Here is a 16,474-nt window from a genome sequence, read left to right on the forward strand (position 1 = left end):
GCGTAGCATACCACCCACTCGGGGCCTTAAGCAGTTGACGGCAGTCAGCTAAAGGCGTCCGATAGAGCTTTTCAGCCTGCGATTCAGGAGATGCAGATGGCCAAGCGTATTCAGTTCAGCAAACACGGCGGTCCGGAAGTGCTCGAGTTCGTCGACTTCCAGCCCAGCGAACCTGGCCCAAACCAAGTGCGCGTACGCAACAAGGCCATCGGCCTGAATTACATCGATACGTACTTTCGCAGTGGCCTGTATCCCGCGCCCTCGCTGCCGTCCGGGCAAGGCACCGAAGCGGCCGGTGTCATCGACGCCGTTGGCAGTGACGTCACGCACCTGAACGTCGGCGATCGCGTGGCGTATGCCGGCGGCCCGCTGGGTGCCTATAGCGAAGTGCACACCCTGCCGGCGGCGGTAGTGGTCAAGCTGCCTGACGCCATCAGCTTCGAACAGGCTGCGGCGTCGATGCTAAAGGGCCTGACCGTGCAGTACCTGTTCCGCCAGACCTACGAGCTCAAGCGCGACGAAGTCATCCTCTTCCACGCCGCCGCCGGGGGCGTTGGGCTTCTGGCCTGCCAATGGGCCAAGGCGATCGGCGCCAAGCTGATCGGTACCGTCAGCTCGCCAGAAAAAGCCGCCAAGGCCAAAGCACTAGGCGCCTGGGAAACCATTGATTACAGCCACGAAGACGTAGCCAAGCGCGTGCTGGAGCTCACCAACGGCAAAAAATGCCCGGTGGTGTACGACGGCGTCGGCAAGGATACCTGGGCCACCTCGCTCGATTGCGTGGAACCGCGTGGCCTGCTGGTCAGCTTCGGCAATGCCTCGGGGGCGGTCACCGACGTGAACCTGGGCATCCTGTCGCAGAAGGGCTCGCTGTACGTCACCCGCCCGACGCTGGCCACCTACGCCACCGCCGACACCCTGCAGGCCATGGCCGACGAGTTGTTCGGGATGATCACCAGCGGCAAGCTGGAAGTGGAAATCAGCCAGCGCTATCCGCTGAGCGAGGCGGCCAAGGCGCAGACCGAACTGTCGGCTCGGCGCACCATGGGGTCGACCATTCTGTTGCCTTAAGCGGGCCGCACCACGTCAGCCGTGACCAGGTCGCGAATCACACTGGGGTTCTTGCGCCCGCCCAAGGCGCCGCCAAGTACCCCATCGATCTGGCCACGGAAATACTGCTCCACACGTAAACGCGAGCGCGCTGGCGGCCGGCCCGCAGGGTTGGCAGACGTCGAGATCAATGGCCCGACCAAGGCGCATAATTCACGCACCAGCGGGTGATCGCTGACCCGCAGCGCAACCGTATCGTGATCGCCCGTCACCCATTCCGGCAGCAGGCCCTGATGCGGCACCAGCCAGGTGTTGGGCCCAGGCCAGGTACTGGCCATGCGGTCCAGCCAGAGTTCCGGAAAGTCTTCGAACAGAAAGTCGAACTGGCGGATGTTGTCTGCCACCACGATCAGGCCCTTGTGCACCGGCCGCGACTTGATCGCCAGCAGGCGATACACCGCCTCTGCATCCCACGGGTTGCAGCCCAGGCCCCAGACCGCTTCGGTTGGATAGGCAATTACCGCGCCCGCTCGGATATCGCGCGCCGCTTGTTGCACACGCCAACTGTTGACCATTGTTGCTACTCCGCGAATTAGGCACTGCGCCCAGTGTACTTAGCTGCGCCGGGCAAACCAACGCCCAGCCTCGTTCACCACCTGTCCGGCCAACTCAAGCTCGGTCAATGCCTGCAATACCGCTGAAAGCGCCCAGCCACTGCTAGTGACCAACGCTTCGCTGGTTTGCGGGGCGGCCAGCAGCAACGCATGCAGGGGATTATCCACAGGCCGCGGCTTGGCGATCGCCTCGGGAGGCAGCCGCTTCCAGCCCTGCAAAGCTTCCAAAATGTGATCGATACTTTCCACTAACTGCGCACCATCGCGAATCAACTGGTGGCAACCCTTGGCACCTGGGTGGTGGATGGAGCCCGGAATGGCGAAAACCTCGCGGCCCTGTTCGGCCGCCAAGCGCGCGGTTATCAGTGAACCACTGGCCAGGCTTGCCTCAACCACCAGCACACCCAAGGACAGACCGCTGATGATGCGGTTGCGCCTAGGGAAGTTCGCAGCCTGCGGCCCGGCATCCAAAGGGAACTCGGAAACCACCGCGCTACCGCTCTCGGCCATCGCCGCCGCGAGTTGTCGATGGCGCTGTGGATAAAGTTTTTCGATGCCGGTGCCCAGCACCCCCACGGTCTGGCCGCCCACCTCTAGAGCGGCCTGGTGCGCGGCACCGTCGACCCCTTGAGCCAGACCGCTGGTGATGACAAAACCGGCAGCCGCCAAGGTGCGTGAAAATGCCGCCGCCGTGTCCAGTCCAGGCCGTGAAGCCCGCCGACTGCCGACGATTGCCAGCTGGGGCTTGTCTAGAATCGCAGGGTCGCCAGCAACGAAAAGCAGTGTCGGCGCATCGCTTATTTCCGCCAGCAGGGCAGGGTAACCAGGTTGGTCCCACATCAGTAAATGCTGGCCCGGCCGCTCTAGCCAGGCCATTGCAGCGCTGGCGCCATCGCGAACGTCGGGGCTGCGCCGGGCCTCGCAAGCGGCCGCCGATACACCCAGCGCCCGCCAAGCGGAGGCCGGCGCACTGAAGGCTGACGACGCCGATCCAAACGCATCGATTATTTTGCGAAAACGAGCCGAACCGATATCGGGGAGCCGATGCAGGCGCAGGCGCGCTTCCAATTCAGCAGGGCTATTGCAGGCTTCGGAAAACAGCGGCATGGGATCATCCTTGATCTCGTGCGCTCCACGGCGGTGCGGACAACCTGTGGATAACTCTGTTGGTAACTGTTTGACAAGTTACCTGCCAGGTTCAGGGATTTTTCACTTTATCCATCACCGCCAGGGAGCGATTGGCGTTGAGCACTAAACCATAGCTCAGCTTTTCGTAAGTGCGGAACACCATCAACAACCCGGCGCGTTCGTCGGGGATTTTCACCAGGTCACCGGTCACCCGATCACGCACCGTCTCGCCGGTCTTGTACACCGCCAACACGTTGCCCTCGTTGAGCCCGTCGCGTTTGCCCTTGTCCAAAGTGACCACATCGTACTTGCCGATCTGTGTAACACCTCGTGGCACATCAAGGATGACGCCACTGACAGTCGCCTGGGGTGCACTCGGCAAAAAGGTCGAATTTACCGGGCGTTCTTCATTGGAGAACAGCCGGTCGCCCAGCCGCACTTCTTCGTTGGAGCGTTGCAGGGTCAGCGTGGCCACGTCGCCCTCGGTGGCGACGATCTCACCACCACCGATGTTATCGGCGTTGATGCCCAGGAACTCATGGGTTTGCGGGTCGGTGTAGACCTTGCCCTGGCGGAACACGCCATAGGCGTTGTGCCGCGGGTCCAGCTTGCCACGCACGTAGATGCGGTCACCCATGCCACTGACGACCCGCTCACCTTGGCCGGCCACGATGTAGGGTGCCTGTTGGAACTCTTCCGAGGACTCCAGGATGCGGTTGCTCAACAGAAAACTGTTGATCGACTCCAACGGGATACTGGGGATGGCCTCTGCCATGGGTGTGCTGCGGATATGCGGCGACAGCTTGATGGTGCCACGCGAAGCGCCCCGTTCAAGCATCAACTGCGGCTGGCCATCGACGAACGTCAGCACCAGCGAGTCGCCGGGGTAGATCAGGTCGGGATTGGCGATTTGCGGGTTGGCGTGCCAAATTTGCGGCCATTCCCACGGCTCACGCAGAAATTTCCCGGAAATGTCCCAAAGTGTGTCGCCGCGAACCACGGTGTAGCGCTGTGGATAACCGTCCTTGAGCTGCACCTGTGCTTGCGCCAACCCGGCAGATGCCAGGAGCAACAGGGCGAGTAGTGATTTCCTCATGCCGTGAATCCCTTTATTATGTCCGTTCACGTGAAACGCCGCTGTTTGCGGTCTTCTCCCCCGGAGAACGTTTTCCGCTACCTTTGACTTTACCTCACAGTGCAGCAAATACGCATATGGCTATTTTAAACATCCTCGAATTCCCGGACCCACGTCTGCGCACCATCGCCAAGCCAGTGGCTGTGGTGGATGACGAAGTGCGTCAGCTGGTCGATGACATGTTTGAAACCATGTACGAAGCACCTGGCATCGGCTTGGCCGCCACCCAGGTCAACGTGCACAAACGCATCGTGGTCATGGACCTGAGCGAAGATCGCAGCGAACCACGGGTGTTCATCAACCCCGAGTTCGAATCGCTGACCGAAGAAATGGGCCAATACCAGGAAGGCTGCCTGTCGGTGCCCGGTTTCTACGAAAACGTCGATCGCCCGCAGGCCGTCAAGATCAAGGCCCTGGACCGCGACGGCAAACCGTATGAGCTGATCGCCGAAGGCCTGCTCGCCGTGTGCATCCAGCATGAGTGCGACCACCTCAACGGCAAGCTTTTCGTCGATTACCTGTCTACGCTCAAGCGTGACCGGATCAAGAAGAAGCTGGAAAAAGCGCACCGCCAGCAAGCGTGACCAGCACTTCCCAAAGGCTTGCTCCGGCAAGCCTTTTTCTTTTTCAGCATTAAGCGAGAACCCCATGCGCATCGTCTTCGCGGGCACTCCCGAGTTTGCCGCCGAACACCTCAAAGCCCTGCTCGACAGCCCGTACGAAGTGATTGCGGTGTACACCCAGCCCGATCGCCCGGCTGGCCGCGGGCAGAAACTGATGCCAAGCCCGGTCAAGCAGTTGGCCCTGGAGCACGGCATAGCAGTGCTGCAACCGCCCACCCTGCGCGACCCGCTGGCCCAGGCCGAACTCGCAGCGCTCAAGCCAGACCTGATGGTGGTGGTCGCCTACGGCCTGATCCTGCCACAAGTTGTGCTGGATATTCCGCGCCTTGGCTGCATCAACAGCCATGCCTCACTGCTGCCACGCTGGCGTGGTGCAGCGCCGATCCAGCGCGCCGTGCAAGCGGGCGATGCCGAGAGCGGCGTGACCGTGATGCGCATGGAGGCAGGCCTGGACACCGGGCCGATGCTGCTCAAGGTCAGTACCCCCATCACGGCCCAAGACACCGGTGGCAGCCTGCATGATCGCCTGGCCGAGCTAGGCCCGCCTGCGGTCATCCAGGCCATCGCCGGCCTGGACGCCGGCGCACTGCCGGGTGAGGTGCAGGACGATGGCCTGGCCACGTATGCGCACAAACTGAACAAAGACGAAGCTCGCATCGATTGGGCGCGCCCGGCTGTCGAGCTGGAGCGCCTGGTACGGGCCTTTTTCCCCTGGCCCATCTGCCATAGCACGTTGAACGGCGAAGCACTGAAAGTGCTGGCGGCCAGTGTTGCCGAGCAACCGGGCGCTCCCGGCGAAATCCTTGCCGCTAGCAAGGAAGGCCTGGTAGTGGGCTGTGGTGAAGGTTCGCTGCGCCTGACCCGCCTGCAACTGCCCGGTGGCAAACCGCTGAGCTTCAGCGACCTGTTCAACAGCCGCCGCGAGAAGTTCGCCGTCGGCACGGTGCTCGGCCAATGAACCCGCGTCTGGCTGCCGCCAAGGCCCTGGCTGCCGTGCTCACCGGCAAGGCTTCGCTGAACAGTTCGCTGCCCATTCAACTGGACAAGGTCGAGGCCCGCGATCGCGGCCTGACCCAAGACCTGGCCTTCGGTACGGCCCGCTGGCAGCCACGCTTGTCTGCCCTGGCCGAACGCCTGCTGCAAAAGCCTTTCAAGGCCGCCGATGCCGATGTAGAGGCATTGCTGTTGGTCGGCCTTTACCAGTTGCTTTACACCCGCGTGCCGGCCCACGCTGCCATTGGCGAAACCGTGGGTTGCGCCGACAAGCTGAAAAAGCCGTGGGCCAAGGCCTTGCTCAACGCGGTATTGCGCCGCGCCCAGCGCGAAAGCACAGAAATCCTCGCCGAACTCGAGCGCGACCCGGTGGTGCGTACTGCGCACCCGCGTTGGCTGCAGAAGTCACTCAAGGCTTTCTGGCCCGATCAGTGGGAAGCCATCTGCACCGCCAACAATGCGCACCCGCCAATGATCCTGCGGGTCAACCGTCGCCACCATAGCCGCGATGCCTACCTGCAACTGCTGCTGCAGGCCTCGGATTGCCGCGACCCCCTGCCAGTTCAGCCGCGATGGCATCGTGCTCGAACAGGCCTGCGACGTGCGCGACCTGCCCGGCTTCAACGAGGGCTGGATCAGCGTGCAGGACGAAGCAGCGCAACTGGCTGCCGACCTGCTTGGCCTCGCCCCCGGCCAGCGCGTGCTGGATGCCTGCTGCGCCCCCGGCGGCAAAACCTGCCACCTGCTGGAAGCCGAGCCTGCGCTCAAGGGCGTGGTCGCCATCGACCTGGAAGCCAAGCGCCTGGTACGGGTAAAGGAAAACCTTGCACGCCTGGGCCTGGAAGCCGAGCTGATCGCCGCCGACGCCCGGGATACCGCGGCATGGTGGGATGGTGAACAGTTCCAGCGCATCCTGTTGGACGCGCCGTGTTCGGCCACCGGTGTCATCCGTCGCCACCCAGACATCAAGTTGACCCGCCAGCCCGACGACATCCAGGCACTCGCCACACTTCAAGGCGAGTTGCTCGATGCGTTGTGGCCCACCCTCGCGGTAGGCGGCGAGCTGGTGTACGCCACCTGCTCGACCCTGCCCACGGAAAACACCGAGGTGATCGAGGCGTTCCTGGCCCGCACCTCCGGCGCCCGTGAGCTGGACATCGCCACCACCGCCGGCATCAAGCAACCCCACGGTCGGCAACTGCTGGCGCAGGAAGGCGGCCATGATGGCTTCTACTACGCCAAGCTGATCAAGATCGCGGCCCAACCGGGCCAATAAGGGAGTAGCGGATGAAGATCATCATCCTGGGCGCCGGGCAGGTCGGCGGCACACTGGCCGAACACCTGGCCGGCGAGGCCAACGACATCACCGTGGTCGATACCAACGGTGACCTGCTGCGCGCCCTGGGTGATCGCCTGGACATCCGTACCGTGCAGGGCCACGCGTCGTTCCCCAGCACGCTGCGCCAGGCCGGGGCCGACGACGCCGACATGTTGGTGGCGGTGACCAACAGCGACGAAACCAACATGGTCGCCTGCCAGGTCGCCTACACCTTCTTCAAAACCCCGACCAAGATCGCCCGGGTCCGCCAGGCCGCGTACCTGACCCGCCCCGAGCTGTTCGACAACGATCATATTCCGGTCGACGTGTTGATCAGCCCGGAACAGCTGGTGACCAACTACATCAAGCGTCTGATCGAGATACCCGGCGCTTTGCAGGTGATCGACTTCGCCGAAGGTAAAGCACAGTTGGTAGCGGTGAAGGCCTACTACGGCGGCCCTCTGGTCGGTCAACAACTACGGCAGATTCGCCAACACATGCCGAAAGTTCAGACGCGTGTTGCGGCTATTTTCCGACGCGACCGGCCGATACTGCCCCGTGGCGATACCGTTATCGAAGCCGACGACGAAGTGTTCTTCATCGCTGCCAAGCAAGACATCCGCGCGGTAATGGGCGAACTACGCCGTCTGGATGAAACCAACAAGCGGGTGGTGATCGCCGGGGGCGGGCAGATCGGCGAGCGCTTGGCCGAGGCCATCGAAAGCCGCTACCAGGTCAAGATTATCGAGATGAACCCGGCGCGCTGCCGGCACCTGTCCGACACTCTGGACAGTACCGTGGTGCTGCAAGGCAGTGCCTCGGACCGCGACCTGATGCTGGAAGAAAACATCGCCGAAGCCGACATTTTCCTGGCCCTGACCAACGATGACGAGGCCAACATCATGTCGTCGTTGCTGGCCAAGCGCCTGGGCGCGCGCAAGGTGATGACCCTGATCAACAACCCGGCCTACGTCGACCTGGTGCAGGGCGGTGACATCGACATCGCCATCAGCCCGCAATTGGCGACCATCGGCACCTTGCTGGCCCATGTGCGCCGTGGTGACATCGTCAGCGTGCACTCCTTGCGCAGGGGCGCGGCGGAAGCCATCGAGGCCATCGCCCACGGTGATACGCACTCCAGTAAGGTGGTGGGCAAAACCATCGAGCAGATCAGCCTGCCACCGGGCACCACCATCGGCGCGATCATCCGCGACGAAGAGGTGCTCATTGCCCAAGGCGAAACCGTGATCAACGCGGGCGACCACGTGATCCTGTTCGTTGTGGATAAAAAATACATTCGCGACGTGGAGAAGCTGTTCCACGTGGGCCTGAGTTTTTTCTGAGGAAGACGCCCCATGCTCGAATCACTGGAAAAAATGCTCGCCAAGGGTGTGGATAACTCCCTGTTGCGCTTTGGCCTGGGCAAGGGTTACCTGGATTTGAACGACCATTTGAGGGCCACCGAGCACCTGCAGCGCTGCGTGGAGCTGGACCCCAAGTACTCGGCGGCGTGGAAGCTGCTGGGCAAGGCGCTGCAAGGGCAGGGGGATGTGGCAGCTGCGCGCGGGGCTTGGGAGCAGGGAATCGCGGCCGCCCAGGCCCATGGCGACAAGCAGGCGGAGAAAGAGATGACCGTGTTTTTGAAGAAGCTGGATCGGTTGAATCCAGCTTAGACGGCGGTTCTTTTTTCGCGGATGAATCCGCTCCTACAGGTATTGCACTCCCCTGGGGTAGGGATTTATCCGCGAAAAGACCCACCCCGCAAAACCATCAATACCAGCGCTCTTCGCCCTCCGGCCGCTTCTTGAAGCGCTTCATGCTCCACATGTACTGGCTCGGGTAAGCCCGCACGTACTTGGCAATCACCGCGCTCATGGCCGCCACCGAAGTGTGCGTATCGGTGCTGTACATGTCTTCAGGCGCCGCTTCCAGTATCACCCGGAAACCCGAACCGTCCGGCAAGCGCAGGGCATGCAGGAACACGCCCACAGCCTTGCCACCGGCGAGCATGTTGGGTACGAATTTGCTGGTCAGGGCCGTGGTGCCGAGGAACGGCACGAACAAACCGGCCGATTCGGCTGGCTCCGGGTCTGCGGGAATACCGACCTGGCCGCCCTTGCGTACTTCCTTGATGATGCTGAGGATGCCTTCCTTGGTCGACGCCGCCACGCGGTTGCCCAGTTGCACGCGTTGTTTGCGCAACAGGTCATCCACCGCTTTCAACTTGGGCGGGCGATAGAAGATGATCGGCTTGCACTGGTTGCAATAGAAGTGGTTCAGCACTTCCCAGTTGCCCAGGTGGCTGGTAATACCCACCACGCCCTTGCCGGTGGCCAGGGCCTGCTCCAGTACTTCCAGCCCCTGTACCTCGCGCACCAGCTTGAGCGAACGTTCCGCTGGCCATATCCAGGCACAGGCGCTTTCGGTCAGGCTGCGGCCGATGTCCATCATGCTCTGCCCCACCAGGCGCTCACGCGCGATGGGGTCCAGTTCCGGGAAGCACTTGGCGATATTGATGCGTACCACTTCGCGCGAGCGATTGGGCAGCTTCCAGGTCAACCAGCCGATGGCCGCGCCCACGCCTTGAACGGCACGCCAAGGCAGCTTGGCAAACAACCGCAACGCCCCGACCATCAGGGCGCCCTTGAACTTATCCACAGCCCACTCCTTCCTTTTCTATCCGCCCATTGTAACGTCAGCGGCTCAATGCGGCGTAACGATCGCAATCGGTGGTGTGGTCCATGACCATCCCAGAGGCCTGCATGAAGGCGTAGCAGATGGTGGGGCCGACAAAGGTGAAGCCGGCTTTTTTAAGCGCTTTGCTCATCGCTTCGGCTTCAGCGGTTTGCGTGGGCATGCTGCTGCGGTCCGGGTGGTGATTGACCTGCGGCTTGCCACCCACGAAAGACCAGAGGTAGGCCACCGGGTCGTCGAGCTTGAGCCAGGCAATGGCGTTTTTCCGCGCAGCCTGGATTTTCAGGCGGTTGCGAATGATGCCAGGCTCCAGCATGCGTTGCTCGACCTCTTCATCGGTCATCTTCGATAACCTGACGGGATCAAAGCCGAACATCACTTCGCGGTAACGCTGGCGCTTTTTAAGCACGGTGATCCACGACAGCCCGGCCTGGCAGCCTTCCAGCAGCAACAACTCAAACATACTGCCGGGATCGCGCAGCGGAACACCCCATTCCTGGTCGTGATATTGCTGGTAAAGCGGGTCTTCTGTGCACCAAAAGCAACGAGGCATAAGGCTCCATGGGTAGAGGCGCGGCTGAATCGCGGTATACTCCCGCTCTTTATATTCGCAGCCCAAGAAACAGGTGATTTTCGTGAGCCAGCCTACGCCAGCCGTGCGTACCTTCCAAGACTTGATCCTCGCCCTCCAGCAATACTGGGCAGAGCAAGGTTGCGTGGTACTTCAGCCCTACGATATGGAAGTAGGCGCCGGCACTTTCCACACCGCCACTTTCCTGCGGGCCATCGGCCCGGAAACCTGGAACGCCGCTTATGTGCAGCCCAGCCGTCGCCCGGCTGACGGCCGCTACGGCGAAAACCCGAACCGCCTGCAGCACTACTATCAGTTCCAGGTGATCTTGAAGCCAAACCCCGAGAACTTCCAGGAACTGTACCTGGGCTCGCTCAAGCACATCGGCCTCGACCCGCTGGTGCACGACATCCGTTTCGTCGAAGACAACTGGGAGTCGCCAACCCTGGGCGCCTGGGGCCTGGGCTGGGAAATCTGGCTCAACGGCATGGAAGTCACCCAATTCACCTACTTCCAGCAAGTGGGCGGTATCGAGTGCTACCCGGTAACCGGTGAAATCACTTACGGCCTGGAACGCCTGGCCATGTACCTGCAGGGTGTGGACTCGGTGTATGACCTGGTCTGGACCGACGGCCCGTTCGGCAAGGTCACTTACGGCGACGTGTTCCACCAGAACGAAGTGGAGCAATCCACCTACAACTTCGAGCACGCCAACGTCGAGAAGCTGTTCGAATTGTTCGATTTTTATGAAAGCGAAGCCAACCGCCTGATCGAACTGGAACTGCCGCTGCCAACCTACGAAATGGTGTTGAAGGCCTCCCATACCTTCAACCTGCTCGATGCCCGCCGCGCCATCTCCGTCACCGCCCGCCAGCAGTACATCCTGCGCGTGCGTACCCTGGCCCGTGCCGTGGCGCAAAGCTACCTGCAAGCCCGCGCCAAGCTGGGCTTCCCGATGGCGTCCCCGGATTTGCGTGATGAAGTGTTGGCTAAGCTGGAGGCTGCACAATGAGTGCTCAAGATTTCCTGGTTGAATTGGGCACCGAAGAACTGCCGCCAAAAGCCCTGAACACCTTGGGTGATGCATTCCTGGGTGGTATCGAGAAAGGCCTGCAAGCCGCTGGCCTGAACTTCACCGCCAAAAAAGTCTACGCCGCGCCACGCCGTCTGGCCGTGCTGATCAGCGGCTTGGACACCCAGCAACCTGATCGCAGCGTGAACCTGGACGGCCCGCCGCGCCAGGCCGCCTTCGACGCCGAAGGCAATCCGACCCAGGCAGCCCTGGGTTTTGCCAAGAAGTGCGGTGTCGAGCTGAGCGAAATCGACCAAAGCGGTCCAAAACTGCGTTACAGCCAGCGCATCGTCGGCAAGCCGACTGCCTCGTTGCTGCCCACCATCGTCGAAGACTCGCTGAACGACCTGCCGATTCCCAAGCGCATGCGCTGGGGTGCCCGCAAGGTCGAGTTCGTGCGCCCGACCCAATGGCTGGTGATGCTGCTGGGTGACGAGGTGATCGACTGCACCATCCTGGCCCAGCGCTCCGGCCGTGAATCCCGTGGCCACCGCTTCCATCACCCGGAAAACGTACGCATCAGCGCACCGGCCAACTACGCCGAAGACCTGCGCAAGGCCTACGTGCTGGCCGATGCCGGCGAGCGTCGCGAACTGATCAGCAAGCGCACCGCGGAACTGGCCCTGCAGCAAGAAGGCAGCGCCATCGTGCCGCCAGCCCTGCTGGATGAAGTGACTGCCCTGGTCGAATGGCCAGTCCCGTTGGTGTGCTCGTTCGAAGAACGTTTCCTGGAAGTACCTCAGGAAGCGCTGATCACCACCATGCAGGACAATCAGAAGTATTTCTGCCTGCTGGACGCCGAAGGCAAGCTGCTGCCGCGCTTCATCACCGTGGCCAACGTTGAAAGCCGCGACCCCAAGCAGATCATCGAGGGTAACGAGAAAGTCGTTCGCCCACGCCTGACCGACGCCGAGTTCTTCTTCAAGCAAGACAAGAAGCAGCCGCTGGAAAGCTTCAACGAACGCCTGAAAAACGTGGTGTTCCAGGCCCAACTGGGCAGCGTCTACGACAAGGCCGTGCGTGTTTCCAAGCTGGCCGCGTACATCGCTCCGCTGATCGGCGGCGATGCCCAGCGCGCAGCTCGCGCCGGCCTGCTGTCCAAGTGCGACCTGTCCACCGAAATGGTCGGCGAGTTCCCGGAAATGCAAGGCGTTGCCGGTTACTACTACGCGCTGAACGATGGCGAGCCTGAAGACGTCGCTCTGGCGCTGAACGAGCAGTACATGCCGCGTGGCGCTGGCGCCGAGCTGCCAAGCACCCTGACCGGTGCCGCCGTGGCCATTGCCGACAAGCTGGACACCCTGGTGGGTATCTTCGGCATCGGCATGTTGCCCACCGGTAGCAAAGACCCGTACGCGCTGCGCCGTGCGGCCCTGGGCGTACTGCGTATCCTGATCGAGAAGCAGCTGGACCTGGACCTGAGCAAAGCCGTGACCTTCACCGTCGGCGCCTTCGGTGCCACGGTCAAGTCCGCAGGCCTTGCCGAGCAGGTATTGGAATTCATCTTCGACCGCCTGCGTGCGCGTTATGAAGACGAAGGCACCGACGTTGCCACCTACCTGTCGGTACGTGCGCTGAAGCCGGGTTCGGCACTGGACTTCGACCAACGCGTGCAGGCCGTCCAAGCCTTCCGCAAACTGCCCGAAGCCGCTGCCCTGGCCGCCGTGAACAAGCGCGTGTCCAACCTGCTGAGCAAGGCCGAAGGCTCGATCGCCAGCACGGTCGAACCCAAGTACTTTGACAACGCCAACGAGTTCTCGCTGTACTCGGCCATCCAGCAAGCCGACCAGGCCGTAGGGCCCATGGCTGCCGCACGCCAGTACAGCGAATCGCTGGCACGCCTGGCCGCGTTGCGCGAGCCGGTGGATGCGTTCTTCGAGGCAGTCATGGTCAATGCCGAGGACGCCAACGTACGCGCCAACCGTTATGCCCTGTTGGCTCGCCTACGCGGGCTGTTCCTGGGCGTTGCCGACATCTCGCTGCTGGGGTAAGTCTTGAAGCTGCTGATACTCGACCGTGACGGGGTGATCAACCAGGACTCCGATGCCTACATCAAATCGGTGCAGGAATGGGTTCCGATCCCCCGATCGATCGACGCCATTGCGCAGTTGAGCAAAGCCGGCTGGACGGTTGCCGTGGCAACCAACCAGTCTGGCATTGCTCGCGGTTACTACGACCTGGCGACCCTGGACGCCATGCACGCGCGCTTGCGCGCACTGGTGGCGGAGCAGGGTGGCGAAGTCGGGTTGATCGTCTACTGTCCCCATGGCCCGGACGAGGGCTGTGATTGCCGCAAGCCCAAGCCCGGAATGCTCAAGACGATTGCCGCCCACTACCAGGCCGACCTGGCCGGCGTTTGGTTTGTCGGCGACAGTATGGGTGACCTGGAGGCCGCGCGAGCCGTCGACTCTCAGCCAGTTTTGGTAAAAACCGGAAAAGGCGAAAGGACCCTGGGTAAAGTTTTACCCGAGGGCACCCTGATTTTCGAGGATCTGGCCGCTGTCGCCAGAGCACTTATCCACCCTTAGGGCGTCTCTGAACTCTGATCGGTCTTGTCGGCTGTTGCTCGACATGGCGGACGCCGGTTCAGAAGTGCGCTTCAACAAGGCGGGCATGCCCGCAACGGTACAAGCCGCTATGTCGACCCTGCAGGCGATCAGAACCTTTCTTTTTTACCTGCTGCTGGGTACCAGTGCATTGCTCTGGTGCTCGCTTAGCTTTTTTATCGCGCCATTTCTGTCGTTCCCGGCGCGCTATCGCTTTATCAACGTGTACTGGTGCCGGTTCGCCTTGCTGCTGACCCGGGTCATGCTCGACATCAAGGTTGAAGTCACGGGTGCGGAAAACATCCCGGAACGCCGCTGCGTGATCGTTTCCAACCACCAGAGCACCTGGGAAACGTTTTTCCTGTCCGCCTATTTTCAGCCCCTGAGCCAGGTGCTCAAGCGCGAGCTGTTGTATGTACCGTTTTTCGGCTGGGCCATGGCCATGCTGCGCCCTATCGCCATCGATCGCGATAACCCCAAGGGTGCGCTCAAGCAGGTCGCCAGCAAGGGCGATCAACTGCTCAAGGACAACGTCTGGGTACTGATTTTTCCGGAAGGTACCCGTGTACCCTTTGGCCAGATTGGCAAATTCACCCGCAGCGGCTCGGCCCTGGCGGTGAATGCCGAACTCCCGGTACTGCCGATCGCCCACAACGCGGGCAAGTATTGGCCCAAGGAAGGCTGGGCGAAACGCTCCGGCACCATTCAGGTGGTCATCGGTGCGCCGATGTATGCCGAGGGCACTGGCCCGCGCGCCATCGCCGAACTCAATGACCGTGTGGCCGCCTGGAACGAGCAGACCCAACGCGAGCTGGGTTCGCTGCCGCCAAAACCCGTTGCAGACGATCAGATAGCGAGCTAAGCGATCTGTGGATAACTTGTGTACAGAAATTTGGCTTTTTAAAAAATAACGCCGTAACCTGTTAATTTTAAAGCTTATTTCAGATCAATACCGATTCATTAAAAACGTGCATAAGTTTTTCAGAGCATAAAAAAACCGGCGTTGATCGCCGGTTTTTTTATGGCTCACCGCCAGCCTGTCTTGGCGGGTTTACACCTTGTCCAAATCGACGTGTCGGGTCTCCTTCAAACAAAACAGACCGACAACCAGGCTGACTCCCGTCACCACGATGGGATACCACAGCCCATAGAAAATGTCGCCGGTGTACACCACCAAAGCGAACGACACCGTGGGCAGGAAACCGCCAAACCAGCCGTTGCCGATGTGATAAGGCAGGGACAGGGAGGTGTAGCGGATACGCGTCGGAAACAGTTCGACCATCACAGCCGCCAGCGGGCCGTAGGTCATGGTGGCGATCAATATCATGACCACGATAATCAGGACCACCATGGGCTGGTTGACCAGGCTGGGGTCAGCCTTGGCCGGGTAACCGGCGGCATCGACCGCCGCGCGCATGGCCGCGTCGTCATAGCCGGTAATGCGTTTATCGCCCACGCTGACCACCACCGCGTTGCCTTCTACCGCCGGCGCAGAACTGTAGGGCAGGCCCTGTTTGACCAGGAAGGTCTTGACCTTGTCGCAGGGGCTGTCAAAACGCGCCTTGCCGACCGGATCGAACTGGAAGGTACAGCCGGCCGGATCAGCCATCACGGTGATGGGCGCCTGGCGGCTGGCCTGGTCGATCTGCGGATTGGCGTAATGGCTCAGGCCCTTGAACAACGGGAAATACAAAACGGTCGCCAACAACAAGCCAAGCATCAGAATCGGCTTGCGGCCGATCTTGTCCGAAAGCCAGCCGAAGATCACAAAGAACGGCGCACCGATGATCACGCTGATGATCAGCAGAGTGTTGGCCTGGGCCGGGTCCATCTTGAGCATCTGGGTCAGGAAGAACAGCACGTAGAACTGGGCGGTGTAGAACGTCACTGCCTGGCCGGCGTTGATACTGAACAGCGCGATCAACACGTATTTGAGGTTCTGCCACGAGCCGAACGACTCGCGAATCGGCGATTTGCTGGTTTTGCCCTGCGCCTTCATTTTCACGAAGGCCGGTGATTCATGCAGGCTCATGCGAATCCAGGTCGAGATACCCAGCAGCACGATCGACAGCAGGAAGGGTAGGCGCCAGCCCCAAACCTCGAATTGATCACCCGTGAGGTAGCGGCAAGCCAGCACCACCAGTAACGACAGCAACAAACCCAGGGAGGCCGTGGATTGAATCCAGCCAGTGTGCAGGCCACGCTTGTTGGCTGGCGCATGTTCGGCGACGTAGGTCGCTGCCCCGCCGTATTCACCGCCCAGTGCCAGGCCCTGCAACATACGCAGGCACACCAGCATGATCGGCGCGGCGATACCGATGCTGGTGTAGGTAGGCAGCAGCCCCACGGCAAAGGTCGACAGGCCCATCAGTACGATGGTCACCAGAAAAGTGTACTTGCGCCCGATCATGTCACCCAGGCGCCCAAACACCAATGCACCGAAAGGTCGAACCAGGAACCCTGCGGCAAATGCCATGAGGGCGAAGATGAAGGCTGTGGTGTCGTTGACCCCGGCAAAGAACTGCTTGCTGATCACCGCTGCCAAGGCGCCATACAGAAAAAAGTCATACCACTCGAACACTGTCCCGAGGGATGACGCGAAAATGATCTTGCGGTCTTCCCGGGCCGACGTTGGCATCACGCCCTGATTCTCGATGTAGTCCGCCATTGCGATGTCCTTTTGGCCCATTCGGGCACAGTGATTATTGTTGTTGTTCCACTGTCGGTGCC

At 61.3% G+C, this 16,474-nt stretch carries 15 protein-coding genes and 1 pseudogene; 10 read left to right on the forward strand and 6 right to left on the reverse strand.

Annotation, left to right across the window (positions count from 1 at the left end; translation table 11 throughout):
• Positions 1 to 96 precede the first annotated feature (96 nt).
• Positions 97 to 1,071 carry an NADPH:quinone reductase gene (locus L9B60_RS11560; RefSeq protein WP_249678711.1) on the forward strand — a complete coding sequence of 325 codons (975 nt, stop codon included), beginning with the start codon at positions 97 to 99 and terminating at the stop codon, positions 1,069 to 1,071.
• On the opposite strand, the gene tsaC is transcribed toward L9B60_RS11560, so the two are convergent.
• From tsaC to L9B60_RS11575, 3 genes are all read right to left on the reverse strand, one after another.
• Positions 1,068 to 1,625, reverse strand: a complete 558-nt coding sequence (tsaC, locus tag L9B60_RS11565) for an L-threonylcarbamoyladenylate synthase type 1 TsaC (protein ID WP_249678713.1) — start codon at positions 1,623 to 1,625, stop codon at positions 1,068 to 1,070. The genes L9B60_RS11560 and tsaC overlap by 4 nt on opposite strands.
• 39 nt (positions 1,626 to 1,664) lie before the next feature.
• A complete protein-coding gene (gene dprA / locus L9B60_RS11570; RefSeq protein WP_249678715.1) occupies positions 1,665 to 2,771 on the reverse strand; it encodes a DNA-processing protein DprA in 1,107 nt (368 codons plus the stop codon).
• A gap of 91 nt (positions 2,772 to 2,862) precedes the next feature.
• Positions 2,863 to 3,888 (reverse strand): LysM peptidoglycan-binding domain-containing protein, encoded by a 1,026-nt coding sequence (locus tag L9B60_RS11575; RefSeq protein ID WP_249678717.1) that lies wholly within the window; start codon positions 3,886 to 3,888, stop codon positions 2,863 to 2,865.
• Positions 3,889 to 4,004: 116 nt separating this feature from the next.
• On the opposite strand from L9B60_RS11575, the gene def reads away from it, so the two are divergent.
• The 5 genes and pseudogenes from def (at position 4,005) to L9B60_RS11600 (ending at position 8,534) form a co-directional block, all read left to right on the forward strand.
• On the forward strand, positions 4,005 to 4,511 hold the full coding sequence (def, locus tag L9B60_RS11580) for a peptide deformylase (protein ID WP_249678720.1): 507 nt from the start codon (positions 4,005 to 4,007) through the stop codon (positions 4,509 to 4,511).
• A gap of 64 nt (positions 4,512 to 4,575) precedes the next feature.
• On the forward strand, positions 4,576 to 5,508 hold the full coding sequence (fmt, locus tag L9B60_RS11585; RefSeq protein WP_249678721.1) for a methionyl-tRNA formyltransferase: 933 nt from the start codon (positions 4,576 to 4,578) through the stop codon (positions 5,506 to 5,508).
• Positions 5,505 to 6,819: pseudogene (gene rsmB, locus L9B60_RS11590) on the forward strand (16S rRNA (cytosine(967)-C(5))-methyltransferase RsmB). The gene fmt and the pseudogene rsmB overlap by 4 nt, the downstream one beginning before the upstream one ends.
• Before the next feature lie 11 nt (positions 6,820 to 6,830).
• Complete coding sequence (trkA, locus tag L9B60_RS11595) at positions 6,831 to 8,204, forward strand: Trk system potassium transporter TrkA (protein ID WP_249678723.1); 1,374 nt, start codon at positions 6,831 to 6,833, stop codon at positions 8,202 to 8,204.
• Between the two features lie 12 nt (positions 8,205 to 8,216).
• Positions 8,217 to 8,534 carry a tetratricopeptide repeat protein gene (locus tag L9B60_RS11600; protein WP_249678726.1) on the forward strand — a complete coding sequence of 106 codons (318 nt, stop codon included), beginning with the start codon at positions 8,217 to 8,219 and terminating at the stop codon, positions 8,532 to 8,534.
• A 97-nt stretch (positions 8,535 to 8,631) separates the two neighbouring features.
• Here L9B60_RS11600 and L9B60_RS11605 read toward each other — a convergent pair whose 3' ends face one another.
• Both L9B60_RS11605 and L9B60_RS11610 read right to left on the reverse strand, forming a co-directional pair.
• A complete protein-coding gene (locus tag L9B60_RS11605) occupies positions 8,632 to 9,519 on the reverse strand; it encodes a lysophospholipid acyltransferase (RefSeq protein ID WP_249678727.1) in 888 nt (295 codons plus the stop codon).
• Between the two features lie 37 nt (positions 9,520 to 9,556).
• Positions 9,557 to 10,108: a DNA-3-methyladenine glycosylase I gene (locus L9B60_RS11610; RefSeq protein ID WP_249678728.1), complete on the reverse strand. Its 552-nt coding sequence runs from the start codon at positions 10,106 to 10,108 to the stop codon at positions 9,557 to 9,559.
• An 82-nt stretch (positions 10,109 to 10,190) separates the two neighbouring features.
• On the opposite strand from L9B60_RS11610, the gene glyQ reads away from it, so the two are divergent.
• From glyQ to L9B60_RS11630, 4 genes are all read left to right on the forward strand, one after another.
• The gene (gene glyQ, locus L9B60_RS11615) at positions 10,191 to 11,138 is read left to right on the forward strand and encodes a glycine--tRNA ligase subunit alpha (protein ID WP_249678730.1); all 948 of its coding nucleotides are present in this window, start codon (positions 10,191 to 10,193) and stop codon (positions 11,136 to 11,138) included.
• Complete coding sequence (gene glyS / locus L9B60_RS11620) at positions 11,135 to 13,189, forward strand: glycine--tRNA ligase subunit beta (protein ID WP_249678732.1); 2,055 nt, start codon at positions 11,135 to 11,137, stop codon at positions 13,187 to 13,189. The genes glyQ and glyS overlap by 4 nt, the downstream gene beginning before the upstream one ends.
• A gap of 3 nt (positions 13,190 to 13,192) precedes the next feature.
• Positions 13,193 to 13,726: a D-glycero-beta-D-manno-heptose 1,7-bisphosphate 7-phosphatase gene (gene gmhB, locus L9B60_RS11625; RefSeq protein ID WP_249678734.1), complete on the forward strand. Its 534-nt coding sequence runs from the start codon at positions 13,193 to 13,195 to the stop codon at positions 13,724 to 13,726.
• Positions 13,727 to 13,835: 109 nt separating this feature from the next.
• A complete protein-coding gene (locus L9B60_RS11630) occupies positions 13,836 to 14,606 on the forward strand; it encodes a lysophospholipid acyltransferase family protein (RefSeq protein ID WP_249678735.1) in 771 nt (256 codons plus the stop codon).
• 189 nt (positions 14,607 to 14,795) lie between these two features.
• On the opposite strand, the gene L9B60_RS11635 is transcribed toward L9B60_RS11630, so the two are convergent.
• On the reverse strand, positions 14,796 to 16,412 hold the full coding sequence (locus tag L9B60_RS11635; RefSeq protein WP_249678737.1) for an MFS transporter: 1,617 nt from the start codon (positions 16,410 to 16,412) through the stop codon (positions 14,796 to 14,798).
• Between the last annotated feature and the right edge of the window lie 62 nt (positions 16,413 to 16,474).

The sequence above is a fragment of the Pseudomonas abieticivorans genome (assembly GCF_023509015.1).
GTDB lineage: Bacteria > Pseudomonadota > Gammaproteobacteria > Pseudomonadales > Pseudomonadaceae > Aquipseudomonas > Aquipseudomonas abieticivorans.